Origin of the sequence: Pseudonocardia sp. N23 (assembly GCF_002583555.1) — a bacterium.
GTDB lineage: Bacteria > Actinomycetota > Actinomycetes > Mycobacteriales > Pseudonocardiaceae > Pseudonocardia.
This window is the reverse complement of sequence record NZ_BEGX01000031.1, coordinates 21897-44457: the sequence shown is the minus strand read 5'-3', so window position 1 is coordinate 44457 and position 22561 is coordinate 21897. Positions and strand designations below refer to the sequence as shown.

At 73.0% G+C, this 22561-nt stretch carries 18 protein-coding genes; 11 read left to right on the top strand and 7 right to left on the bottom strand.

Annotated elements, in window-relative coordinates; translation table 11 throughout:
- The first annotated feature begins 36 nt into the window (after nt 1–36).
- From TOK_RS10725 to rfbB, 5 genes are all read left to right on the top strand, one after another.
- Nucleotides 37–900, top strand: a complete 864-nt coding sequence (locus TOK_RS10725; RefSeq protein ID WP_098957677.1) for an HAD family hydrolase — start codon at nt 37–39, stop codon at nt 898–900.
- A 204-nt stretch (nt 901–1104) separates the two neighbouring features.
- Nucleotides 1105–1596 carry a phosphatase PAP2 family protein gene (locus TOK_RS10720; protein WP_098957699.1) on the top strand — a complete coding sequence of 164 codons (492 nt, stop codon included), beginning with the start codon at nt 1105–1107 and terminating at the stop codon, nt 1594–1596.
- Nucleotides 1593–2513 carry a decaprenyl-phosphate phosphoribosyltransferase gene (locus TOK_RS10715; protein ID WP_098957676.1) on the top strand — a complete coding sequence of 307 codons (921 nt, stop codon included), beginning with the start codon at nt 1593–1595 and terminating at the stop codon, nt 2511–2513. The genes TOK_RS10720 and TOK_RS10715 overlap by 4 nt, the downstream gene beginning before the upstream one ends.
- A gap of 16 nt (nt 2514–2529) precedes the next feature.
- Nucleotides 2530–3426, top strand: coding sequence for a glucose-1-phosphate thymidylyltransferase RfbA (rfbA, locus tag TOK_RS10710; protein WP_098957675.1), 897 nt, complete (start codon nt 2530–2532; stop codon nt 3424–3426).
- Entirely contained in the window at nt 3423–4397 is a 975-nt protein-coding gene (rfbB, locus tag TOK_RS10705; RefSeq protein ID WP_098957674.1) for a dTDP-glucose 4,6-dehydratase, read from the top strand. The genes rfbA and rfbB overlap by 4 nt, the downstream gene beginning before the upstream one ends.
- On the opposite strand, the gene TOK_RS33335 is transcribed toward rfbB, so the two are convergent.
- Both TOK_RS33335 and TOK_RS33330 read right to left on the bottom strand, forming a co-directional pair.
- The gene (locus tag TOK_RS33335) at nt 4384–5220 is read right to left on the bottom strand and encodes an NAD(P)-dependent oxidoreductase (RefSeq protein WP_216361932.1); all 837 of its coding nucleotides are present in this window, start codon (nt 5218–5220) and stop codon (nt 4384–4386) included. The genes rfbB and TOK_RS33335 overlap by 14 nt on opposite strands.
- A complete protein-coding gene (locus TOK_RS33330; RefSeq protein WP_216361931.1) occupies nt 5217–5756 on the bottom strand; it encodes a dTDP-4-dehydrorhamnose 3,5-epimerase family protein in 540 nt (179 codons plus the stop codon). Before TOK_RS33330 ends, TOK_RS33335 begins: the two co-directional genes overlap by 4 nt.
- 180 nt (nt 5757–5936) lie before the next feature.
- On the opposite strand from TOK_RS33330, the gene TOK_RS10695 reads away from it, so the two are divergent.
- From TOK_RS10695 to TOK_RS10685, 3 genes are read left to right on the top strand one after another with little or no spacing between them, the layout of a single operon-like run.
- Nucleotides 5937–6548, top strand: a complete 612-nt coding sequence (locus tag TOK_RS10695) for a bifunctional 2-polyprenyl-6-hydroxyphenol methylase/3-demethylubiquinol 3-O-methyltransferase UbiG (RefSeq protein ID WP_253258310.1) — start codon at nt 5937–5939, stop codon at nt 6546–6548.
- Nucleotides 6549–6580: 32 nt separating this feature from the next.
- Nucleotides 6581–7315: a glycosyltransferase family 2 protein gene (locus tag TOK_RS10690; protein WP_098957698.1), complete on the top strand. Its 735-nt coding sequence runs from the start codon at nt 6581–6583 to the stop codon at nt 7313–7315.
- Complete coding sequence (locus TOK_RS10685; RefSeq protein ID WP_098957672.1) at nt 7315–7734, top strand: DUF2304 domain-containing protein; 420 nt, start codon at nt 7315–7317, stop codon at nt 7732–7734. The genes TOK_RS10690 and TOK_RS10685 overlap by 1 nt, the downstream gene beginning before the upstream one ends.
- A 9-nt stretch (nt 7735–7743) precedes the next feature.
- Here TOK_RS10685 and TOK_RS10680 read toward each other — a convergent pair whose 3' ends face one another.
- From TOK_RS10680 to TOK_RS32515, 3 genes are read right to left on the bottom strand one after another with little or no spacing between them, the layout of a single operon-like run.
- On the bottom strand, nt 7744–8754 hold the full coding sequence (locus TOK_RS10680) for a glycosyltransferase family 2 protein (protein WP_172457517.1): 1011 nt from the start codon (nt 8752–8754) through the stop codon (nt 7744–7746).
- The gene (locus tag TOK_RS32520; RefSeq protein WP_172457516.1) at nt 8751–10037 is read right to left on the bottom strand and encodes a hypothetical protein; all 1287 of its coding nucleotides are present in this window, start codon (nt 10035–10037) and stop codon (nt 8751–8753) included. Before TOK_RS32520 ends, TOK_RS10680 begins: the two co-directional genes overlap by 4 nt.
- A gap of 53 nt (nt 10038–10090) precedes the next feature.
- Nucleotides 10091–12151 carry a DUF6541 family protein gene (locus tag TOK_RS32515; RefSeq protein ID WP_098957670.1) on the bottom strand — a complete coding sequence of 687 codons (2061 nt, stop codon included), beginning with the start codon at nt 12149–12151 and terminating at the stop codon, nt 10091–10093.
- 146 nt (nt 12152–12297) lie between these two features.
- Between TOK_RS32515 and glf the strand changes: the two genes are divergently transcribed.
- The 3 genes from glf to TOK_RS10660 all read left to right on the top strand — a co-directional run bounded on the left by glf (nt 12298) and on the right by TOK_RS10660 (nt 17473).
- The gene (gene glf, locus TOK_RS10670; RefSeq protein WP_098957669.1) at nt 12298–13491 is read left to right on the top strand and encodes a UDP-galactopyranose mutase; all 1194 of its coding nucleotides are present in this window, start codon (nt 12298–12300) and stop codon (nt 13489–13491) included.
- Between the two features lie 154 nt (nt 13492–13645).
- Nucleotides 13646–15364, top strand: coding sequence for a hypothetical protein (locus TOK_RS10665; RefSeq protein WP_098957668.1), 1719 nt, complete (start codon nt 13646–13648; stop codon nt 15362–15364).
- A gap of 120 nt (nt 15365–15484) precedes the next feature.
- Nucleotides 15485–17473, top strand: coding sequence for a glycosyltransferase (locus tag TOK_RS10660; protein WP_098957667.1), 1989 nt, complete (start codon nt 15485–15487; stop codon nt 17471–17473).
- A gap of 76 nt (nt 17474–17549) precedes the next feature.
- On the opposite strand, the gene TOK_RS10655 is transcribed toward TOK_RS10660, so the two are convergent.
- Both TOK_RS10655 and TOK_RS10650 read right to left on the bottom strand, forming a co-directional pair.
- Nucleotides 17550–19490, bottom strand: coding sequence for a glycosyltransferase (locus tag TOK_RS10655; RefSeq protein WP_253258308.1), 1941 nt, complete (start codon nt 19488–19490; stop codon nt 17550–17552).
- 61 nt (nt 19491–19551) lie between these two features.
- A complete protein-coding gene (locus tag TOK_RS10650) occupies nt 19552–22548 on the bottom strand; it encodes an arabinosyltransferase domain-containing protein (RefSeq protein WP_098957666.1) in 2997 nt (998 codons plus the stop codon).
- Between the last annotated feature and the right edge of the window lie 13 nt (nt 22549–22561).

Genomic DNA, 22561 nt, shown 5'->3' with positions numbered 1-22561 from the left:
TCCTCTGACGTGCGGGCCGGCACGTAGTCTGATCGGGTGCAGGCACCCCGGCTGGTCGCGACCGACGTCGACGGGACGCTGCTCGACCCGCAGCTGCAGGTGTCCGCGCGGACGGCCCGTGCCGTCGACGACTACGTCGCGGGCGGGGGCCGGTTCGTGCTCGTCACCGGGAGGCCGCCGCGGTGGATCCCGCCCGTCGCCGCGCAGCTGCCCGCCGTGGGGCTCGCGTTGTGCGCCAACGGCGCCGTCCTCTACGACGCCGTCGCCGACCGGGTCCTGTGGGCCCGCGAGATCGACCGCGACACCCTCGCCTTCCTCGCCGACGCCGCGCACCGCGCCCTGCCCGGCTGCGGAATCGCCGTCGAGCGCGTCACCGCGGGCGCGTTCGACGACGTCGACGCCCAGTTCCTCGCCGAGCCGCACTACCGGCACGCGTGGGAGGCCGACGACAGCGGCCGCGTCGAACGTGCCGCGCTGCTGGCCCGGCCCGCGGTGAAGCTGCTCGTCCGGATGCCCGGCGCCACCAGCGAGGAGATGGTCGCCGCGCTCACGCCCGCCGTCGGCGACGCCGTCGACCTCACGTTCTCCCACTCCGGCGGCCTCGTCGAGGCGTCGTCGCCGGGGATCACCAAGGCGACCGGGCTCGCCGAGGTCGCGGCCGCCGCCGGGCTCACCGCCGGCGACGTCGTGGCCTTCGGCGACATGCCCAACGACATCGAGATGCTGCGCTGGGCCGGACACGGCGTCGCGATGGGGAACGCGCATCCGTCGCTGATCGCCGTCGCCGACGAGGTGACCGCCACCAATGCCCACGACGGCGTCGCGCAGGTGCTCGAACGCTGGGCACCACCTGTCCGTGCCGACCGGGCCGGGCGGGGAGCGGAGGGGCGCCGCGCGTAGCATCGGGCGCCGGAACAACCGCCGAGCAGCGCCACCGCCCCAGGTCCGGCGCACAGGAGGCCCACCACCGTGGCCGAGCCCGTCGTCCGTCCGGGCGTCCCCGCGTCCTCCCCGACGTCCACCCCGACCTCTGCCGAGCCGTCCGCGGGCGTGCGCCCCCTCGTCGTCGTCCCTGACGCCGCCGACCGGGCCGTCGAGGTCCGGATGCTCAACGCCGTCCAGGCCGCCGTCGCGACGCCGCCCGTGGTGCGCGTGGCCCGCGGCATGTCACTGTTCGGTGAGCACGCCGGCGGCTGGCTGTTCCTCGGCCTGGTCGGTGCCGCCGTCGACCGCGGCCGCCGCCGCGACTGGCTGGGCGCCGTCGCCGGTGTCGCCGCCGCCCACGGCGCCTCGATCGCGGTGAAGCGCGTCGTGCGCCGCCGTCGTCCCGACGATCCCTCGGTCCGCGTCCTGGTGTCGACGCCGAGCCGGCTGAGCTTCCCGTCGGCCCACGCGACGTCCACCACCGCGGCCGCGGTCCTCTACGGCGGGCTGCTCGAGCGACCGCTCGTCCCCGTCCTGGTCCCGCCGATGGCGCTGTCGCGGCTGGTCCTGGGCGTGCACTACCCGTCGGACGTGCTCGTCGGCTCTGCGCTCGGCGCGGGCGTCGCGGGCGGTGTCCGGGCGTGGCTGCGCCGGCGGGTGGGCAAGCGATGACCAGCACCGACACCCCACCCACCGCCGCGCCGGTGGTCCGTACGCCGGTGGGCGTCGGCGTGGGCCTGCTGCGCACCATGCGGCCCAAGCAGTGGGTCAAGAACATCCTGGTGCTGGCCGCGCCCTTCGCGGCCGGTGACCTGTTCGACGGCCGCTCCGCGTACCACCTGGCCATCGCCTTCGTGGCGTTCTCGCTCGCGGCCTCGGCGATCTACCTGGTCAACGACGCCAACGACGTCGAGGCCGACCGGGCCCACCCCACGAAGCGCAACCGGCCCATCGCCGCCGGGATCGTCCCCGTGCAGCTGGCGTACGTGCTGGCCGTCGTGCTGATCCTGGGTTCGCTCGCGCTGAGCCTCCTCGCCTCGACGGAGCTGCTCATCGTCCTGGGCGTCTACATCGGGGTGCAGCTGGGCTACTGCTTCTGGTTCAAGCACCAGCCCGTGCTCGACATCTGCATCGTCGCGTCCGGCTTCCTGCTGCGGGCCATCGCCGGCGGTGCCGCGGCGTCGATCCCGCTGTCGCAGTGGTTCCTGCTCGCGGCGGGCTTCGGTTCGTTGTTCATGGTCGCAGGCAAGCGCTACGCCGAGATGATGCTGGCCGAGCGCACCGGCGCGAAGATCCGCAAGTCGCTGGAGAGCTACTCGTCGTCCTACCTGCGGTTCGTGTGGGCGCTGTCGGCCACGGTGCTGATCATGACCTACAACCTGTGGGCCTTCGAGATCCGCGAGGCCCACCACAACTCGGTCTGGTCGATCATCTCCATCGTGCCGTTCGTCGTCGCGGTCCTGCGGTACTCGGTCGACGTCGACAGCGGCAACGGCGGCGCCCCGGACGAGATCGCGCTGAAGGACCACGTCCTGCAGGTCCTCGCCGTGCTGTGGGTCGCAACATTGACCCTTGCCGTCTACAGCTGATCGGACACCGCACGCAGTGAAAGGCATCATCCTCGCCGGCGGCGCCGGCACCCGGCTGCACCCGATCACCCGCGCGGTGTCGAAGCAGCTGCTCCCGGTGTTCGACAAGCCGATGATCTACTACCCGCTCTCGGTGCTGATGCTGGCCGGGATCCGGGACATCCTCGTCATCACGACGCCGGAGGAGCAGCCGCTGTTCCGGCGCCTGCTCGGCGACGGCTCGGAGCTGGGGCTGCGGCTCGACTACGCCGCTCAGGCCGAGCCCAACGGCATCGCGCAGGCGTTCCTCATCGGCGCCGACCACATCGGCGACGAGGCGTGCGCGCTCGTGCTGGGCGACAACATCTTCCACGGCCAGGGCTTCGCGACGGTGCTGCGCGACTGCATCGCCCGGCTCGAACGCGGCGACGACGGTGCCGTGCTCTTCGGCTACCCGGTGCGCGACCCCGAGCGCTACGGCGTCGGTGTCGCCGACGAGTCCGGGCGTCTCGTCGACATCGAGGAGAAGCCCGTCGCGCCCCGGTCCAACCGGGCGATCACCGGGCTCTACCTCTACGACGGCCAGGTCGTCGACATCGCGCGCGGGCTGACCCCGTCGGCGCGCGGCGAGCTGGAGATCACCGACGTCAACCGCGAGTACCTCGAGCGCGACCAGGCCCGCCTCGTCGACCTGGGCCGTGGGTTCGCGTGGCTCGACACCGGCACGCACGACTCGCTCGTCGAGGCGGGCCAGTACGTCCAGATCCTCGAGCACCGCCAGGGTGTGCGGATCGCGTGTCTCGAGGAGATCGCGCTCGACCGCGGCTGGATCGACGCCGACGCCTGCCTCGCCCTCGGTGCGGCGCAGGGCAAGTCGGGCTACGGGGAGTACGTCATGAACGTGGCGCGAGCGCGAGGAGCACAGGCGCGGTGAAGGTGCTGGTCACCGGCGGGGCCGGGTTCATCGGGTCGAACTACGTCCGCAAGCTGCTGACGGGTGCCCATCCGGCCTTTGCCGACGCCGAGGTCGTCGTGTTCGACCTGCTCACCTACGCCGGGACGCTGAGCAACCTCACCGAGGTCGCCGACTCGCCGCGCTACCGGTTCGTCCGGGGCGACATCCGCGACGCCACTGCGGTCGCCGACGTCATGTCCGGCACCGACGTCGTGGTGCACTTCGCGGCAGAGTCCCACGTCGACCGGTCCATCACCGGGGCGGGCGACTTCGTGTCGACCAACGTCGTCGGCACCCAGGTGCTGCTGCAGGGTGCGCTCGACGCCGGCGTCGGCCGGTTCGTGCACGTGTCCACCGACGAGGTCTACGGCTCGATCGACGAGGGCTCCTGGGCCGAGACCCATCCGCTGGAGCCCAACTCGCCGTACTCGGCGTCGAAGGCCGGGTCGGACCTGCTGGCGCGCGCCTACCACCGCACCCACGGGCTGCCGGTGTGCATCACGCGCTGCTCCAACAACTACGGGCCGTACCAGTTCCCGGAGAAGGTCATCCCGCTGTTCGTCTCGAACCTGCTCGACGGGAAGAAGGTGCCGCTCTACGGCGACGGCGCCAACGTGCGCGACTGGCTCCATGTCGACGACCACTGCCGCGGCATCCAGCTGGTCGCCGAGAAGGGCCGCGAGGGCGAGGTCTACAACATCGGCGGCGGCACGGAGCTGAGCAACCGGGAGCTCACCCACCTGCTGCTCGACGCCGTCGGCGCCGACGAGTCGATGATCCGGCCGGTCGCAGACAGGCTCGGCCACGACCGTCGCTACTCCGTCGACTGGTCGAAGATCGCCGACGAGCTCGGCTACGCGCCGCAGGTGCCCTTCGCCGAGGGGCTCGCCGCGACGGTGGCGTTCTACCGCGACCGCCGCGACTGGTGGGAACCGCTCAAGAACGGCTGACGTACCGGGCCAGTCGCGAATTCCAGTCCGGGGTGGCGACACCCACCGCGTGCGCCTTCGCGAGGTCCAGGACGCTGTTGAGCGGCCGTGGCGCCACGTCGGGCTTGCCGGCGAAGTACTCCGCGGTCGTCGTGTCGGTGACGGCCAGGTCGTCGCGCCCGGCCGCGGCGAACACCGCGCGGGCGACGTCGGCCCACGACGCGGGATCGCCGCCGCCGGTGACGTGGTAGGTCCCGTGCGGCGCATCGGTGCTCAGCAGGTGCAGGACCGCCGAAGCCAGGTCGGGCGCGAACGTCGGCCGGCCGATCTGGTCGGCCACCACCGTCGGCGCGATCCCGCGGCCGGCCAGCCCCAGCATCGTCGCGACGAAGTTGCGGCCCTCGCCGACGACCCACGTCGGACGCAGGAGGTAGTGCCTCCCGGCGCCCGCGACCGCGAGGTCGCCCGCCGCCTTGGCCGCGCCGTAGGCCGAGAGCGGCGCGACCGGGTCGTCCTCGACGTAGGGCGCCGCCTTGCCGCCGTCGAACACGTACTCGGTCGAGAAGTGGACGAGGGTGAACCCGTGCCGGCGGGCCCGGTCGGCCAGCGTCGCGGGGCCGACGGCGTTGGCCCGCCACGTCGCGACCCGGCCGTCGGGGGTCTGGGCGCCGTCGACGTCGGTGTGCGCCGCGGCGTTGACGACGACGTCGAACCCGGCCCAGTCGGGCTCGGGCCCGGTCCCGGTGATGTCGAAGTCCGCTCTGCTCAGCGCGACAGCGGACGGGAGCGCGGCGGCGAGCGCGCGCCCGACCTGACCGCCCGCGCCCAGGATCAGGACCTTCACGGGACGATCGCCGCCAGCGGCGGGTGGTCGATGTCCTTCTGCGACCGGATCGCGTCGGCCTCCGCGATCGGCCAGTCGATCCCCAGCTCCGGGTCGTAGGCGTTGATCAGCGTGTACTGCGCGTCCGGCGACCAGTGGTCGTTGACCAGGTACGTGTAGACGACGTCGGGCGTCAGCGTCTGGTAGGAGTTCCCGCAGCCGCGGGGCACGAAGATCGCGTTGCCCGGCGTGAGGTCGAAGGTCTCGACGACGCCGAACGTCGGGCCGTGGCGCAGGTCGACGATCGCCGCGAACGCCTCGCCGTGCGCCAGCGAGATGTACTTGTCCCACGGCTCGGCGTGGACACCGCGCGTGACACCCTTCTCGGCGTTGAACGACACGTTGCTCTGCACGATGTCGAACGCGGGGAAGCCCGCGGCCCGCAGCTTGGCCTGCTGGTAGGCCTCCTTGAACCAGCCACGGTTGTCGCCGTGCACCGGCAGGGTGACGTGCAGGAGGCCGGGAATCGTCGTCTCGTCGACACTGAGTTCTGCCACGGTGGCGGGGTCCTTCGGAAGGCCGGGGCCGGGGTCCCGCGAATCCTCGCACCCGGCGTGCCCGCCCCCCGACGGCGCCCGCCGCCCCGACGACGACGGTCACTCGACGTGATGGTGCCGTGTCCGGCTCGCGGCCTGTCGGTGGGCGACCGTCACGGCACGGCCGGTAGGGTGCGCGCCGTGGCTGGAGAGGGAGATACGGCGTCGACGGCGTACTCCGAGCGGCTTGCGATGCTGTCCGGAGCCCGCTGGAAGCATCTCGTGGACGTGCAGCGGCCCTACCGGTGGAACCTGCGCCGGCTGATCGGGGACCGGCGCACGCTCGACGTCGGGTGCGGCATCGGCCGCAACCTGGCCAACCTGCCCGCGGGCAGCGTCGGCGTCGACCACAACGAGACCTCCGTGCAGCTGTGCAAGCGCAACGGGTTCCAGGCCTGGACCAGCACGCAGTTCCTCGGCACGCCCCCGGAGGAGACCGAGCCGTTCGACGCGATGCTCGTCGCGCACGTCGTCGAGCACCTCGACGCGGGTGCGGCCGCCGACGTCATCCGGCCCTACCTCGGCTACGTCCGGCCCGGCTCGCCCGTCGTGCTGATCTGCCCCCAGGAGCGCGGGTTCGCCTCCGACTCGACGCACACCGTCTTCACCGACCACGCCGCCCTTCGCGCGCTGGTCGGCGAGCTCGGCCTGACCTTCCGCCGCGAGTTCTCGTTCCCGCTGCCGCGGTTCACCGGCAAGGTCTTCACCTACAACGAGTTCGTGACCGTGGCTGCGACGGCGAGCAGGCCGTGACCACGGAAGGCCTCGAGCGCGTCGAGATCTCGATGAACGGCTCCACCCCGGCACCCGCTCAGCGGCTGCTCGTCGTGCTGCCCGCGCTCAACGAGCAGGAGTCCGTCGCCAAGGTCATCGGCGAGATCCGGGCGGGCCGCCCCGACGCGCACATCCTCGTCGTCGACGACGGCTCGACCGACCGCACCGCCGAGCGTGCCGACGCCGCCGGCGCGCTGGTCATGCGGCTGCCGTTCAACCTCGGTGTCGGTGGCGCCATGCGCGCCGCCTACCGCTACGCCCACGAGGCCGGGTTCACCTCCGTCGTCCAGGTCGACGCCGACGGCCAGCACGACCCGCGCGAGATCGAGCACCTGCTCGCGGTCCGCGACATCGACGTCGTCATCGGGGCCCGGTTCGCCGGCCGCGGCGACTACGTCGTCAAGGGGCCGCGACGCTGGGCGATGCGGCTGCTGTCGGCGGTGCTCAGCCGGATCATCGGCGTCCCGCTCACCGACCCCACCTCCGGTTTCCGGCTCGTGCACGCGCGGGCGCTCGCGCTCTTCGCCGAGCACTATCCGGAGGAGTACCTCGGCGACACCGTCGAGTCGCTGGTCATCGCGCACCGCGCCGGGCTGTCCGTCGCGCAGGTGCCGGTCATCATGCGCGCCCGGGAGACGGGCGTCGCCAGCACCAACCCCGTCCGCTCCGCGGTGTACCTGGTCAGGGTCGTCGTCGCCGTCGGGCTGGCCCTGATCCGCCGTCGTCCGGAGAGCGAGCACCGGTAGTGACCGACCTCCGTCTCACGATCTTCTCCGTCGTCGTCGCGGTGGCGGCGCTCGTGCTGGTCGTCGAGCTGCTGCGGCGGCGCCGGCTGCGCGAGAAGTACGCCGTCATCTGGGTCGTCATCTCGATCTGCACCCTGGTGCTGGCGATCTTCCCGTCGCTGCTGCTCGGGGTCGCCCGGGCGATCGGCATCCAGACGCCCAGCAACCTGCTGTTCTTCGGCTCGCTGCTGGTGCTGTTCGCGGTGTCGCTGCAGCTCTCGCGGGAGGTCGGCCTGCTCGAGGAGCAGTCCCGGCGCCTCGCCGAGGAGGTCGGCGCGCTGCGGCTGCGCGTCGACGCGCTGGAGAAGAAGAACGCCTCCGACGCGAAGGCGATCGCCGAGCCCGTCGTCACGCCGGCCGAGATCGACCAGCGCGGCTGACCGCGGCCGTCAGACGAGGCGGCGGGCGAGAGCCCAGTACGTCCGGAAGAACGCGTTCGCCACCGTGGTGGCCCGGCCGAACGCCTGCGGGTCCAGGTTCGGGGTCAGCCGTCGCATCCACTCGGTGTCGGGTGTGGTCCGCTCGGCCTGCAGCCGGCGGCGGCGCTCGGCGATGTGGCCGCGGTTGCGCCACAGCCACACCCAGCCCGTCACCTTCTGCTTCCCCCAGCCCGACGCGAACGCGTAGCCGGTGAGCAGGACCTCGGTGACGAGCAGCACCGGCGCGAGGACGACGAGCGCGCGGGTGCTCCACAACGTCGAGATCATCATGAGCCGGTTGCGTTCGAGCAGGTGCATCTTGTGGCTGTTGCGGGAGAACTCGTAGTGGTGCACGGCGACCGCCTGCGGGACGCACCGCGCAGGCAGGCCGCGACGCCACGACCGCAGGCTCAGCTCGGTGTCCTCCAGGTACGCGAAGTAGGCGTCGTCGAAGCCGCCCAGGTCGTCCCACAGCCTGCGTCGCAGCATCACGCACGCCCCGCTGGCCCCGGTCACGTCGAACGGTTCGGTGCGGGTCTCGGGCTTGTTCATGTCGCCCGCCCAGGACAGCCCGACGAGGTGCACCGGGTTGCCGGCGCTGTTGATCAGCCCGGGCGGCTCGGCCAGCCGGATGCCGGCCATGACGGGCCCGACGTCGGGGCGGGCGGCCTCGGCGGCGAGCAGCGCGAGCGTGTCCGGCTCCAGCACACAGTCGGAGTTCACCAGGGTCACGAAGTCGGTGCCGAGCTTCCCGACGCCCAGGTTGCAGCCGCCCGCGAAGCCGGTGTTCTCGCCCGGGGTGAGCAGCGAGACCCGGTCGTCGGGGGCGACCGCGGCGAGGTCGCCGGGCTGGCACCCGTTGTCCACCAGCACGATCCGGACGTCGACGTCGCGTGACGCCAGTACCGAGGAGATGCACTCGGCGAGCAGGGGCTCGGCACGCCATGCAAGGACGACGACGCCGACGGAGGGGAGGGTCACGGTGTGGCTCCGGGGTCTGCGGGACGGCGGGCGGCCAGGGCGAGCGCCACGAACACGGCGACGGCGGCCGCGAGCTGACCGACCGCGGCGGCGGTGACGGGCGGGGAGGCGAGGAACGCGATGACGACGAGCAGCGCGAGGCCCGCGATCCATGCCACGGCGACGGTCGCCGGCCTGCGTTCGGCGACGAGCCGGGTCTGGCCGATCTGCGCCGCGGCCCCGACGACCGTCGACACCGCGAGCACCGCGAGCACCCACGGGGGCGGGACAACGGTGGCGCCGAACAGCAGCCGCGCGGCCCAGGGCACGACGAACACCGCGAGGACCAGCCAGACGACGCCGCCCCCGGCGAGGACGACGCCGAGGCGGCGCACGATCGTCCGCACCCCGGAGTGGTCGCCGTCGCCGAGCATCGCGGCGAACGCCGGCAGCAGGATCGCCTGGACGGCGGGGAACAGCAGGACCGGCGCCCGCAGGATCACCGCGACGGTGACGAAACCGGCGGCGATCGCAGGGGTGTCGGCGAGGCGCGACGTCACGAAGACGGCGGCGAGGTTCCAGACACCCTGGCCCGCGAGCAGCAGCGCGGCCGACCAGAACACACCGCCCCGGGCGGCGGCGGGGACCGGGGCGTCAGCGGCCGCGGGGGCACCGGGAGTGGCCGGGACGCGCGTCGCCGGGCGGGCCAGGACCAGCGCGGACACGATCGGCGCGACCGCCAGGATCGCGATCCACGACGCGGTGCCCTGCACATCTGCCAGCACGAACACAGCAGCGGCGACGAGCCCGACCACCGCCTCGATCCAGAAGGTCGCGGCGTAGAGACCGTAGCGACGGCGCCCGGCGAGCGGCCCGCGCAGCAGGTACGACGCGGCCATCGTCACCGCACCCGCGGCGAGCAGCCCGATCGCGAGCGGGGTCGAACCGAGGGCATGGGCGAGGAGGGGACCGGCCAGCGCCGTCAGGGCCAGCGCGGCGACGAGCAGCCGGAGCGTGTCGCGGCGGGCCGCACGCACGGCCGGGGCGGTGTCGTGGCCGCGGGCCACGGCGTCGGCGACCGCGCGCGTCGCCTCCAGCTCCACCGCCGCGAACAGGCCGCGGCCGACGGTGTTGATCAGGAGGTAGTACGAGCTCAGTGCCGCGAAGCCGGCGGTGTCGAGGTGGCGCGCGGCGATGGCCAGTACCAGATAGTTCGACAGGGCCAGCCCGATCTGGCTGCCCGCGACCTGCACCGCGACGCCGGTGCGTCGGACGCGGTTGCCCGGCTCGGCGCGGCTGGTCACCGCGCCAGGCTAGTCGTCGTCGTGACCGGCTCTGCGCCCACCGTGACGCCCGGTCACCCGGAGCCGTCGGAGAGCAGCGGACCTGCGGGGACACCGGCCCGGGACTCCGCCGACGTCCGCTCGGTGCCGGGCGGGTCGATCCGGTAGAGGACCACGTCTGGGTTGCGGTAGACGACCGTGAGCCAGTCGGCGCCGGCGAGGCCGGTCAGCCCGGGTGCGCGGGCCGCGTCGCTGCGCAGGAACCCGGCGTCGAGCTGCACGTACTCGATGTCGAGCTGCTGGACGGCCGTGCGCACGGCGGGGTCGTCGGGATACTGGTTGAAGCGCTGCGCGAGCAGGCCGGCGTCCGGGCCGGTGCGGAAGCCGTCGTAGTGGCCGGCGACCGGCTGCAGGCCGGTCAGGGCGTAGAGCCAGGTCGAGCCGTCACCGCGGTCGTTGAGGACGCGTTCGCCGGGCGGGACGATCCTGGCGATCTCCTCCATCCCGACGATCTCCAGCCCGGACACGGCCGGGCCGTTGCCGCTGTTCTGCATCATCCGGGCCTGGTCGCGGGCGGTGTACAGGCCGCGGGTGAGCACCACGAAGGCCAGCAGGACGACGACGGACGTTGCGACGGCCAGCACGCGCTGCGTCGTCGGGCTCTGCGACGGCAGAGCCTCCGGGGGGCGGTGCCTGGCCGCGTCGGCGATGCGGGACAGTGCCGTCACGAGCAGGCGCTGCAGCTCGCCGAGGCCGTGCCCGACGACGATGCACAGCGGCACCGCGGTCAGCGCGATGAGCCGCCAGCGGTCGTTCCACCACAGGCTCGTGATCGTCTTCGCCCACGGCGCGCTCGACGCCGCGGCGACGACGAACAGTGCGGCGAAGATCGCGGCGGTGAAGCCGACCCAGCGCAGGGACCCGAGCCGGCGATAGGTGAGCACGCCGACCAGCAGGAACGCCGTCAGCCACAGCTGGATGGTGTCGCTGCCGTGGCCGAACGTCAGGACCTGGCCGACGGCCGTCGACGTCGAGAGGTCGGCGGGCCAGCTGATCGCGGCGAGGTTGCCGGCACTGCTCAATGTGCCGGCGAGCTGCGCGGTACACGCGATGGCGGCCAGCACCCCGGCGACCACGAGCAGCCCGATCTCGCGCGGCGCCCGGGCCGGTGCGGTCCACCAGCGCTGCACCAGCGCGGGCAGGGTGAACAGGACGGCGCCGATGAGGATCGCGGGGTGCAGGCACAGCAGGCCCGCCATGCCGAGCGCGAAGAGCAGCGCGGGCCGCAGGGTCGACCGCAGGGCCTGCGCGTCGAGCATGTCGACGACCAGCACGACCAGGACCGGGGTGAGCGCGACGCCGGTGGCGAAGGGGAGCAGCGGGCCGCGCCACAGCAGGTCGTAGACCGAGGAGACGGCGACGACGGCGAGCGCCGCGCCGGCCGCGACGATCGGGCGGCCCCCGTAGCGACGCACCAGTGCCACCAGCGACAGCCCGATCAGCCCCGGGATCAGGACGGTGTGGGCGTTGAGGACCGTCGGGACGGTCGCGCCGGTCAGCTCGTAGACGACCGTCCCGAGGAGGTGGTAGGCGTTCGGGTAGAAGATCGGCGGCGCGCCGGGCTCGTACCAGTTGATGAGGCCCATCCCGTAGAGCGACCCGTCGCCGGTCGTGGCGATGTAGCGGATGCCGTTGGCGTGGAACACGGCGTCCCAGTCCTGCGGGATCGCGCCGAGTGTCCGGATGCCGCCGAGGATCACGACGATCCCCACCAGGGTGGCGACGACCGTCGCGGCCACGACGGCGAGCTGCGCGGCCAGGCTCCACGGCGGCATCGTCGGACCCGGCTCGGGCGCCCCGCGCCGGCGACGGACGACCAGCCGGAGCCCGCCCACGACGACGACCACCACGACGAAGGCCACCGCCCACGACACCGGTGACCAGCGGATGCCCATCGCCGAGTGCAACGGGCCGGCGATGCCGGACACGGCGTAGGTGAACAGCGGCGCGGAGGCGACGAGCGTCCAGCCGCGCAGGCCGCCGACGAACCCGACCAGGCCTCCGGGCACCAGCAAGGCCGCCACGTACGCGATCACGACCACGCCGTCGGCCACACCGAACTGCGGGATGATCACGAGCCTCTTCTTCGTGTCGGGGGGTGGTGCATCCTCCTGCCGCATGCTAGCCAGGTCCGCCCGGGAGCCCACGGCGCCGCCCTGGACAGCGGTGCCGGAACACCCGGACCGGGTGGGTCCGGCGGCCGCCGCTACCCTCGGTCGCCGTGGATGACACGGGCTTCGATCTGGTCGTCGTCGGTTCCGGGTTCTTCGGGCTGACCATCGCCGAGCGGGCCGCCGCCGAGCTGGACAAGAAGGTCCTGGTGCTCGACCGGCGCTCCCACATCGGCGGCAACGCCTACTCGGAGGCCGAGCCGGAGACGGGGATCGAGATCCACCGCTACGGCGCCCACCTGTTCCACACGTCCAACAAGCGGGTGTGGGAGTACGTCAACAGGTTCACCGAGTTCACCGGCTACCGGCACCGCGTCTTCGCGAAGTACCAGGGCCAGGTCTACGCGTTCCCGATGAACCTGGCGCTGATCAACCAGTTCTTCGGGAAGTCACACACGCCCGACGAGGCGCGCGCGCTGATCAAGGAGCAGTCGTCGGAGGTCGACTCCGCCGCCGTGGCGAACCTCGAGGACAAGGCGATCTCGCTGATCGGGCGGCCGCTCTACGAGGCGTTCGTCAAGGGCTACACCGCGAAGCAGTGGCAGACCGACCCGACCGAGCTGTCCGCGTCGATCATCACCCGGCTCCCGGTGCGGTACACGTTCGAGAACCGCTACTTCAACGACACCTACGAGGGCCTGCCCGTCGACGGGTACACCGCGTGGCTGCAGAAGATGGCCGACCACCCCAACATCACGGTCCGCCTCGACACCGACTTCTTCGAGATCCGCGACGAGCTGCCTGCGGGCGTGCCCGTCGTCTACACCGGGCCGATCGACCGCTACTTCGACTTCGCCGAGGGCGACCTGGGCTGGCGGACGCTCGACTTCGAGCAGGAGGTCCTGCACGACACGGGCGACTTCCAGGGCACGTCGGTCATGAACTACAACGACGCCGAGGTCCCCTACACCCGCATCCACGAGTTCCGGCACTTCCACCCGGAGCGCGACTACCCGACCGACAAGACCGTCATCGTCCGGGAGTTCTCGCGGTTCGCGGAGGAGGGCGACGAGCCCTACTACCCGATCAACACCCCCGACGACCGGGCGAAGCTGGAGCGGTACCGGGAGCGCGCCCGCAAGGAGACCGCCGAGCACAACGTGCTCTTCGGCGGCCGGCTGGGCACCTACAAGTACCTCGACATGCACATGGCCATCGGCTCGGCGCTGACGATGTTCGACAACCGGCTCCGCCCCTTCCTCGTCGACGGCAGGCCGCTGTCCGGGACCGAGTCCGAGGACTGACCCCCCGGCGCATCGGCGGCGCGCTGACGTTGTCCGCGGGAGACCGGCCGCACCCTCACCGCTGTCCGGACGCGCGGGGACAACCGTGAGGTCGCGGCCGACGCCCTGGTCCGGCGTCCCACGCCGGTGGCCGGGCACCTGCCAGACTCCCGGCATGACGGACACCGCCGAGGTTGTTGCTCGGCCGCTCGAGGACACCGGACCCGAACCCGAGCCGCCGCGCCGCGGGCGCCGCTGGTGGTGGGGTGTCCCGGCCGTCCTGGTCCCGACGGTGCTGTTCGGCCTGCACGCCCTCGTCTACGGGCAGTGGGAGGTCGACGACGCCGGCATCACGTTCGCCTACGCCCGTTCGGTCGCCACGGGCGCCGGGCCGGTGCTGCAGGCGGGGCTGCCGCCGGTCGAGGGCTGGTCCAACCCGGCGTGGCTGGGGCTGCTCGTCGTCGGGCACTGGCTGGGGCTGTTCGACCACGGCGCCTGGTTCGGCGTCCCGGACTACGTCGCCTACCCGAAGTTCCTCGCGCTGCTGTGCGTCGCCGGTGTCTTCGCCGCCTTCCACGCCGCCGCCTCGGCCGTGTCGCGCAGGCCGGTCGTGGTCACGGTCGTCGCCGGGGCGATCGCGTCGGCGATCCCGTCGTTCGTCATCTGGTGCGTGTCGGGGCTGGAGAACTCGCTGCTCGCCCTCGCGGTGGCGTGGATCGGCGCACTGCTGGTCAGGGCGTCGGCCCGGGACCGGCTCTCGTCGGTGTTCCCGGCCGTCGCGTGCGGTCTGCTCGCGGCGCTGGCCGGCCTCACCCGGCCCGAGGGGCTGATCTACGGCGCCGCGTTCCCGCTGGTGGCGCTCGTCCTCGTCCGGCGGGGCGGGGTCCTGCGCTCTCTCGCGGCCGCCGCGCTGTCCGGGGTGGTGTTCCTGATCCCGGTCGCGCTGTACCTCCGCTGGCGGTGGGCCACCTTCCACGAGCTGCTGCCGACGACCGCCGTCGCGAAGTCCCAGGGCCTGCCCACGGTCGCGGGCTTCGGCAAGGTCACCGAGCTCGTGTCGTACGCCGGCTGGCTCGGCGTGCTGGTCGGAGCGGTGCTGGTCGGCGCGTCGCTGATGCGCGCCACCCCCGTCCGGACGGCGGTCGTCGCGCTGCTGGTACCGCTCGGGCTGGGGGTCGTCGCGTTCGGCGTGCTCGTCCCCGACTGGATGGAGCAGTACCGCTTCGCCACGCCGGTGTGGGCACTGGGCGCGCTCGTCGTGACCCTCGCGGGTGCCGAGGTCCTCGGCGGGCTACGGGTGCGCGGCAGGCTGACGGTCGCGCTCGTCGCCGTCGTGGCCGCGGTGTTCTCCGGTGTGGGATGGGCCGGCTCCGCGCAGACCTTCCGCGCCGCGCCGACCGCGCCGATGTGCCTGATCGTCGTGAACACCGGGTGGGAGTTCAACGGCTACGCCGACATCCTGGGCCTGCAGAGGGCGACGTTCTTCGCGCCCGAGATCGGCGGCGGCGCACTCGCCGGCAGGTCGCTGCTCGTCGACGGCGCGGGTCTCGCCGAGCCGACGATCGCGAAGCTCTGGCCCACGAAGGACTGGGCGGGCGTGCGCGACTACGTCCTCGACGACGTGAAGCCGACGTTCTTCCGCGCGCACGGCGAGTTCCGCACCCAGATGGCCTTCGACGACGACCCGCGCTTCCAGGCCGACTACGTGCTGATCGGGCCGTCCCCCAACGGCGGCGGCAACTGGGTGCGCCGCGAGCTGGTGCCCGACGAGGCCACGATGGCCCGGCTACGGGCGTGGGCCGTGCAGGCCGAGGCCGCCGACGCTGCGCAGCGGGCGACGCCCCGCGCGTCGTGCGGCGACCGCATCGTGCAGGGCGAGACGTCGGCGGCCTGACCCCGGCGGCGCGCCCCGGGCCGGGGTGACCGGCGTCCGTCGCTACCCTCGGTGTCGCGACCGCCACCGGCAGCCGCGTTCGTCCGACGTCGAGCAGCAGAGGACCGAGGCTCACCCCTGATGACCGAGCTCGCCACCGACCCGACCACGCGCCCCGTGTCCGACGAGGCCGCCGGCAGCGCGCCCGGCCTGCTCCAGCGGGTGATCCTGCCCCGCGCGGCCGACCCGACCCGGGTCCGCGCGCTGTACGTCGACGAGGGTTCGGGCAGCAAGGTCGCCACCGAGGACCCGGAGCCGGGCGACACGTCCCAGCCCGTGACGCTCACCCTCGGTCAGCGGGGCCGCCGCCGACTCCGGGTGGTGTCGCGGACCTCGGCCGAGGTGCCGGCCCGCTCGGAGGTCTCCTTCGGGGCGTACTTCAACGCGTTCGCGGCCGGCTACTGGCGTCGCTGGTCGATCCTCACCGAGGTCCACCTGCGGCTGACGCTCGAGGGCAGCGGCCGGGTCGAGGTCTACCGCACCAAGCCCGACGGCACCCAGATCTACGTGGGCGGCGAGGTGATCGAGGGCCGCCGTGACGTCGACATGACGCTCGACCTCAAGCCGTTCGAGGACGGCGGCTGGTACTGGTTCGACCTCGTCACCGATGACAGCGGGCTCACCCTGGTCGAGGGCGGCTGGTTCGCCGACCGGCCCGCGCCGGGCCGGGCCGCCGTCACGATCGGGATGCCGACGTTCAACCGGCCCGCCGACTGCGTCGCCACCCTCACCGCGATCGGTGAGGACCCGGCCGTCCTGGCCGAGGTCACGGCCGTGATCCTGCCCGACCAGGGCACGCAGAAGGTCCGCGACGCCGACGGATTCGCGACCGCGGCGGCCCGCCTCGGCGACCGGCTGCGCATCATCGACCAGCCCAACCTCGGCGGTTCCGGCGGCTACGCCCGCGTCATGTACGAGGCGCTCGGGTCGACCGACTGCGAGCAGATCCTGTTCATGGACGACGACATCCTGCTCGAGCCCGACTCGGTGCTCCGGGCCGTCGCGTTCTCGCGGTTCGCGCGCAGCCCGATGCTCGTCGGCGGGCAGATGCTGTCGCTGCAGTCCCGGTCGCAGCTCTCGACGATGGGCGAGGTCGTCGACCGCAACGCGTTCCTGTGGCGCAACGCGCCGGGCACCGAGCCGCACCACGACCTGGCCGACCAGTCGCTGCGGCAGACGCCGTGGCTGCACTCGCGCACCGACGTCGACTACAACGCCTGGTGGATGTGCCTGATCCCGCGCGCGGTCGCGGAGGACCTGGGCCTGCCGCTGCCGCTGTTCATCAAGTGGGACGACGCCGAGTACGGCCTGCGGGCCCGCTCGAAGGGCTACCGCACGGCGACGGTGCCGGGCATCGCGATCTGGCACATGTCGTTCCTGGAGAAGGACGACACCAGCGACTGGCAGGCCTACTTCCACTACCGCAACCGCTACGTCGCCGCTGCGCTGCACGGTCCGGCCAACCCCCGGGCCCTGCTGCTCGACACCTTCAAGCGCAGCCTGCGCCACCTGCTCCTGATGGAGTACTCGGCGATGGCGCTGCAGGAGATGGCGTTGCGGGACTTCCTCGCCGGCCCCGAGGCGCTGTTCCCCAAGCTGCCGACGGTGCTGCCCGAGATCCGGGCCAAGCGCGCGGAGTTCGACGATGGCCGCCCGCTCGACTCCGCCACGCAGGTCCCGCTCTCGGAGCTCGACGAGCTGGCCGCGCAGGCGTTCCCGGAGGCCCCGCGCGACGCGACGACGGCCGTGAAGATGCTGGGCCGGGCCGTTGTCGCGAACCTGCGCCCGCCGAACCCGGCGCACCACGACGTCCCGCAGCGGAACGTTCCCTCACGCAAGGCTCACTGGTACGTGCTGGCACACCTCGACTCGGCGACCGTCTCGACCCCCGACGGCCGCGGCGTCACCTTCCGCCGCCGCGACCGCGCCCTGTTCGCCACGCAGCTCAAGCGGTCGGGGCAGCAGCTTCGCGAGATCGGCCGCCGGTGGCCGGAGCTGCAGCGTCGCTACCGGGAGGCGCAGCCGACGCTGACCAGCCGCGAGAGCTGGAAGAAGATCTTCGAGGGCTGACGGCACCCGCTCCGATCGAACGAACGGCACAGTCGCGCAACTCGGTTGCGCCACTGTGCCGTTCGTGAAACCAGGGTCAGGCTTTGTCGTCCAGGCCGTACAGGCGGGCCCAGTTCGCCCGGCTCGTCAGCTCCGGCATCGCCGCCCGGTAGCGCTCGACCACCGACGGCGCCTCCTTCTGCAGCCTGCGCAGCGTCCGGGCACCCCGCTTCGCGAGCTCGGCGGCCAGCGCCCGGTCCCGGGTGCGGACGCGCACGCCGCCCTCGGACATGTCGGTGACGTACGCCTTCGCGAACGTCGAGGTGTGCCACCAGTGCGCGTCGCCTGCCGTGACGTACCCGGTACGGTCCTTCGACCGGTCCAGCGCCAGGTAGGCCGCCCGCTTGAACCACGTCGCACGCGGCAGGCCGGGCTCACCGGTGGGCCGGACGACCTGCAGCTCGCGGAAGTCCTTCTCCACCTCGTCGACGGAGTGCATGACGGTCTCGGGGTACTGCGCCCGGATCCGGCGGATCTCCGACGCGGCGGCGGCCGACCCGTCGGCCATGATCTCGGGGCCGCGCAGGAAGTCCTCGACGGCCTGCAGCAGCGTCGCGGCGAGACCGTACTGCATGCCGACGAGGTACTGCGACAGCATCTTCGTCAGCTGCAGCGCGACCGTGCGGGTCGAGAAGCCGGTGTGCAGCGCTGCGGTGACCAGCGCGTTGCGGATGTTGAAGTACCGGTGCCACTCGTCCCAGTCCTTCCACCCGAAGTCGGCGTGCCACACCGCCGCACCCGGGAGGGAGACGGTGGGGATGCCGTGGGCGCGGCCGCGGTAGCCGTACTCGACGTCGTCCCACTGGAAGAACATCGGCAGCGGGTAGCCGATCCGTCGGACGACCTCGGCCGGGATCAGACACGACCACCAGCCGTTGTACTCGGTGTCGACGCGGCGCTCCACGACGTGCGGCAGCCCCTCCTCGTCGACACCGAGGAGCATCGCGTCGTGCATGCCGTCCCCGACGGGCTGGCCGGCGAGCAGCTTCTCCGGCACCGCGTACTCGGCGCTGATGTGCAGCCTGCTGGGGTGGAGCAGGTTGAGCATCTGGCCGCCGACGATCATCGGGTTGCGGGTGCGGTTGGCGAACGCGGTCAGCCGGATCAGGATCTCCGGCTCGAGCAGCACGTCGTCGTCCATGAAGACGGTGTCGGCGTCCGCGTCACCGCTGCCGGCCACCTCGAACAGGCCACGGGTGAAGCCGCCCGCGCCGCCGAGGTTGGGCTGGCGCAGGTAGGTGAGCTGATCGCCGAACCGGGCCGCGATCGTCTCGAAGCGGGGCCGCGACTCGACCGGGTCGCTGCCCTGGTCGACGACGTAGACCGTGCGGATCGCGGCGAGCGCCACAGGATCGTCGGCCAGCGCCTCGAGGGTGTTGAGGCAGTCGTCGACCCGGTTGAACGTGCAGATCACCATCGACGCAGGCCGCGGCGCCGCCACCTCGGCGACCGACCAGCGGACGTCGGAGACCGTCAGCTCGGCCCCACCGGTGGACAGCTCCAGCCAGAGACCGCCGCCGTCCATGAACCGATCGAGCTTCACGTCGAAGCGCAACGTGACGGCCTGCGCCTCGGCGACGTCCTGGGCCGCGGCGATGCGCGGGATGCGGTTGGTGTCCGAGGCCATGACCCGAACCCGGCCGGACCCGCTCACGACGAGCGAGACCTGCAGTTCGGTGACGTCGGTCCAGCGCTGCCAGTAGGTGGCGTGGACCCGGCCGAAGTAGGCGTTCGTGGTCAGCAGGCTGTCGGGGGTGAGCACGACCCGGCCGCGTTCACGACGTGCGTTGCCACGCTCGACGACCGAGTAGAGGTCCTCCGGGACGAGCGGCGACGGACCGTCGAACAGGCCGCGCTGGATCAGCAGCCTGCGCGTGGCGCCCGGTTCGTCGGATGCCGACGGGTCGGCGGCGGGATCGGCGTCCATGCCGGTCGCGGCCGTGCGCGGGATCTCGGTGGTGCCGGCAGGAGCTGGCATGCGGGCGAACGTCCTTTGCCTCGTCGGTGGACACGCGGTCGTGCGGACGCCGGGGCCGGGATCAACCGGTCGTCCGGGCCGACGCCGTCCGAACTCTCCCGTCAGAATGCCATCCCCATGCATCACGGTCGGTGACCACGGGTGCGAGTGTCGTGAAGCCCTGTGCCGCAACCCATCGGTACAGCCGGACGGGCTCGGCGGTGGGGGCGCCCGCGAGGTAGACGGGCAGCCGCTCCTCGGTGACCAGCAGCCGGGGCGCGGCGAACGGCCCGCCGGACGTGGGCGAGTAGGTGATTCCGGCCGACGCGTCGGTCACCGGGGGTGCGACGCGCCACTCCGGGAGGCCGGCCGATCCGTCACGCAACGGTGCCGGGTCCAGACAGGCGAAGGTGAACGCGACGGGCCAGTCGAGGATCGCGGCCGTACCGCGGGGCAGCAGCGTCGTCATCGGGGTGAGGCGGGGGACGCGGGGGAGCGAGGCGACCTCGGTGCCGGCGGGCCCGTCGCCGGGCTCGACGACGAGCCGCACCACCGCGGCGCCTGCGGGTGCGACGAGCCGGACGTCGGCGGGACGGGCGACGTCGGTGGTGACGTCCTGGCGGGCCCCGGCGGGCTGGCCGGGTGCCGCGGCGAACTCCGCGACCAGGGACGCGGCGCCCGGCGTGCCGCTGAGGGTCACGACGACCGGGAGGTCGCCGGAGCGCTGCGCGGGGTCGAGCGCGAACCACGGAGTCACCCCGCCACCGCTGACGGCGAGCCCGGGCACGAGCCGGCCGCCGACGTCGGCGGCCACGGTCGGTGCCGTCGTGGTCAGCGGCCCGACGGACGGGAGCTGGCCCGCGGCGGGGTCGGTCTCGACGAGCAGGCGCGCCTCGAGCCCGCACGGGTCGCCGCTCAGGGTGGCGGCGGCGTCGGAGGCGAGGGTGTAGGAGCCGGGGTGCGCGACGGCCGAGCGGGTGAAGCCACCGATCTGCACGAGCAGGATCGCGACGGCCAGGCCGAGCGCGATCCAGGCGGGTGCCGGGAACAGCCGCGGTGCGCCGGACCTTGCGGCCGGGCGGCCGGGTCCGGGCGCGGCGGCCCGCCAGGCGGCGACACCGCCGACGACCACGACGGCCAGCACCCCGACGACCAGCCACAACGAGGAGATCGAGCGTCCGGCGAGAGCCGGCGGGTGCAGCCCCCATTCGGTCGGGAACCAGCCGGAGACGTACGGCCACAGGTCCCGGCCTGCCAGCACGAGCGAGCCGGCGGCGGCCAGCGCCGCGGTCCCGGCCAGCACCGGCACCAGGGTCCGGCCCCGGGTGCGGACGCGCAGTGCCGACGTCGTCCAGCCCACGGCAGCGACGGTCAGCACGGCCGCGCCGAGCCCGGCGAGGACGCCGAACTGCTGGGTCCATTTCGTGGGCGTCGCCGTCAGGCACACGACGCTCACCGCGAACGCCACGACGAGGCGCCGGACCGGCCCGGCAGCGAGCCCGGCCCGGTTGCGGCCGGCCACCGACCACGCCGCACCCGCCGCGGCGAGGAACGTCAGCAGCACCGGGGTGCGTTTGCCGATGGCGCCCTGGAAGTCGTCGGCGTCCAGCAGCAGGGAGTAGCGCTCGTACTCCTGTGACCACGGCACCCCGCCGCCGATCTCGCGGCGGACCCGCACCGATTCCAGGACCGCGGCGAGGCCCTGGTCGGCGAACATCAGCAGTATCGGGGCCGCGGCGGCGCCCAGCAGGCCGGCGACCAGTGGCAGGACGTGCAGGTCGCGGCGGGCCCGCAGGAGCCGCAGCAGCGGCAGCACGGCTGCGAGGACCGGGGCGAACGCGATGATCCCGCCCGGGGTGACCGCCGTCGTCATGCCCGCGAGCAGCAACGCGACGGCAAGCGGCAGCACTGCGCGGCGGGCCACGGCCCGCTCGACCGCCACCAGGACGGCCAGGGTGCCGACGGCCACCCACGGCTCCGGCCGCATCCCCAGGTTGAACGGCAGCCACCACGACGCGAACGCGACCGCCGCGATCCACGGCACGGCCCGTCTGCGGGCGGCGGCCCCCAGTCTGGGCAGGACGGCCCGCGACAGCAGCAGCCAGCAGCCGATCCCCAGCAGCGTCGACGGCAGCCGCATCCACAGCGTCGACGCCGAGACCGCCGCCCAGGGCGCGTAGAGCTCGTAGAACCAGCTGAAGGGGGCCTCGGGGGCGTTGAGCCAGCGGTAGCCGTTGCCCACGAAGCCGTTCGGGTCGGTGCCACGGACGATCCCGGCGATGTAGCCGTCGTCGACGGTGACGGGCCCGATCCACCACCATCCGAGCAGCAGCACCGTCACGGCGGCGTCGACGATCCGCGGCCGCCCGGGCCGGGCGACCAGCCGGACCCTCGGCCGCGCGGCCCGGTCGCAGCGGCCGAGCGCGACGAGTGTGCCGACGAGCGCCGCGAGGCAGACGGCTCCGATCGCGGCCTTGAGCGGCGAGATCGCCGTCTCCCAGCGGGTGTCGGCCACCAGCAGCATCGACTGCCCGGCGTCGACGTCGGCGAACGCGCCGGCCACCGCGGGCCGGAGGTCGCCCTCGGCGGTCAGTACCGGGCGCCCGTCCACGAGGACCTGTGTCGCGGTGCCGTCGGAGGTGACGGTGACGGCGCAGTCACCTGCCGGGACGTCGACGGTGCCGACGTCCACCCCTGCTGACCGCACCGTGAGACCGGGGCCAGCCGTCAGCTCGAGGCCGGCGAGCGGCTCGGCGCCCGGGTCGGTGCGCGCAGGGACCGTCCTGAGCAGTGCGGTGCCGGGCGACGCGGTGCGCACCGCCGCGCAACCGACCGTGACCTGCAACGACGTCGGTTGGTAGGGCATGAGGGGGATCGCGGCGGGCCCGGCCGCGGCGTCCCATGTGTAGGTGGCCTCGGTCTGTGTGACGGGTGCGAGGGGGAACGCGACGGCGCAGAGCACGGTGAGCAGGCCGAGGACGAGAGCCCAGTGCGCGGGACCGATGCGGCGGGTCCCGCCCGGCGGTCCGGCGTCCGATGTGGCCTCGCCGGCCTCGTGGGCATGGACCGGCGAGAGCACGGCGCCAGGCTAG

Excerpts from the sequence above, each read along its gene's own strand:
- TOK_RS10720 (WP_098957699.1), top strand. The coding sequence starts at position 1,105 with ATGCTCAACGCCGTCCAGGCCGCCGTCGCGACGCCGCCCGTGGTGCGC.
- TOK_RS10715 (WP_098957676.1), top strand. The coding sequence starts at position 1,593 with ATGACCAGCACCGACACCCCACCCACCGCCGCGCCGGTGGTCCGTACG.
- TOK_RS10690 (WP_098957698.1), top strand. The coding sequence starts at position 6,581 with ATGAACGGCTCCACCCCGGCACCCGCTCAGCGGCTGCTCGTCGTGCTG.
- TOK_RS10665 (WP_098957668.1), top strand. The coding sequence starts at position 13,646 with ATGACGGACACCGCCGAGGTTGTTGCTCGGCCGCTCGAGGACACCGGA.
- TOK_RS10660 (WP_098957667.1), top strand. The coding sequence starts at position 15,485 with ATGACCGAGCTCGCCACCGACCCGACCACGCGCCCCGTGTCCGACGAG.
- TOK_RS10655 (WP_253258308.1), bottom strand. The coding sequence starts at position 19,490 with ATGCCAGCTCCTGCCGGCACCACCGAGATCCCGCGCACGGCCGCGACC.